The organism is Sphingomonas silueang (assembly GCF_040049155.1).
In the GTDB taxonomy this organism is placed as follows: Bacteria; Pseudomonadota; Alphaproteobacteria; order Sphingomonadales; family Sphingomonadaceae; genus Sphingomonas; species Sphingomonas silueang.
Genome location: NZ_JBDZDK010000082.1, coordinates 1 through 1,515, shown reverse-complemented (window position 1 = coordinate 1,515; position 1,515 = coordinate 1). Strand labels below are relative to the sequence as shown.

The 1,515-nt window shown below is 63.6% G+C and carries 1 protein-coding gene; it reads left to right on the top strand.

All coding sequences use genetic code 11. From position 1 onward, the window contains the following. Positions 1 to 81 precede the first annotated feature (81 nt). On the top strand, positions 82 to 1,197 hold the full coding sequence (locus ABLE43_RS23140) for an IS110 family RNA-guided transposase (protein ID WP_066760040.1): 1,116 nt from the start codon (positions 82 to 84) through the stop codon (positions 1,195 to 1,197). Positions 1,198 to 1,515 lie beyond the last annotated feature (318 nt).

Sequence of the window (1,515 nt, the reverse complement as noted above, 5' to 3'; positions counted from 1 at the left end):
CTTAGACCCCATGACTGCCCGAGCCTCGGAGGCTCGAATCTGAGATGCTGATGATGGATTTTTCAGCAGCGGAGGCGAGTCATGACGGAGGCAGTGAAATACGTTGGTCTGGACGTGCATAAGGAAACCATTGCGGTCGCTGTTGCCGATGGACAGCGCGGAGGCGAGGTGCGTTTCATCGGAACAGTCGCCAACGAGGACGATGCGGTCAGAAAGCTGGTCAAGCGACTAACGGGACCGGGCGTTACGTTGAACGTCTGCTACGAAGCTGGTCCCTGTGGCTATGGCCTGCATCGGCTGCTGACGAAGCTGGGGCAGGATTGCATTGTCATCGCCCCCTCAATGATGCCGCGACGCCCGGGCGACCATGTGAAGACGGACCGACGTGACGCGATGACACTGGCGCGGCTGCTACGCGCCGGCGAACTCACCGCGATCTGGGTGCCGGACGAAGCGCATGAGGCGGTACGCGATCTCATCCGCGCTCGGCGAAATGCGCAGGACGATGCCATCGGGGCCAAGCAAACGGTGCGCAGCTTCCTGTTGCGTCATGATCGTCGTTTCGGCGGCAAGGCGGCCTGGACGAAAATGTACTGGCGGTGGTTGTCCGAGCAGCGGTTCGATTTTCCCCACCAACAGCTGGCATTCGAGGAAATGCAGAAGCGGGTGCTGGAGGCGCAGGCGCGAGTGGGACGGCTCGAGGCAGCATTGGCCGAAGCGGTGGATGCATGGTGTTTCGCGCCGCTGGTCCGCAATCTGCAGGTCCTGCGCGGTATCAGGCTGGTCAGCGCTGCGACGCTGGTCGCTGAAGTAGGCGATCTCACCCGCTTCGACAATCCTAAGCAGTTGATGGCGTATGTCGGCTTGGTGCCGTCCGAGCACTCCAGCGGCGCCCGGACCAAGCGAGGCCGGATCACCCGCGCGGGCAACGCGCAGGCACGAACCATGCTGATCGAGGCGGGCTGGTCGTATCGGCTGCCCGCTCGCGAGGAACGGCGCTACCGTGAGCGGGTCATCGACTTGCCCGAGGACATCCAGGCAATCGGGTGGAAGGCACAGGTTCGCCTGTCTCAGCGCTACCGTCGCCTAGCAGCCACCGGCAAGCCGCAGCCGAAGGTGACCACTGCGATCGCGCGTGAACTGGTCGGCTATGCCTGGGACATCGCCCGTCGGGTGTCACCGGCGGTCGCTGGCTGATCCACGCACAACGATCACGAGAGGAGGCGCCAGCGCATCACCTGCATAGCCTTGGCCGGCGTGCCGCGGGCACCCGACTGTGATGGGCAATCCGCGGTGTACGGTGGGGCAGGTTCGTCCGACGCCCGAACTTAGACGACGGATAGGCCCAGCGACGGATACGGGTAGTGCGGTAACCAACCCGCGGATGAGAGCGTGATCAATCGTCGTCGATCAGGCGTCCGCGGCACACCCGCCAAGGTCAATGCGAACGCTGGTCTTGCGGCCAGCGAAGGGGTAAACTCGGGCAGTATCTCGGATGGCAGTCATGAGAGCGTA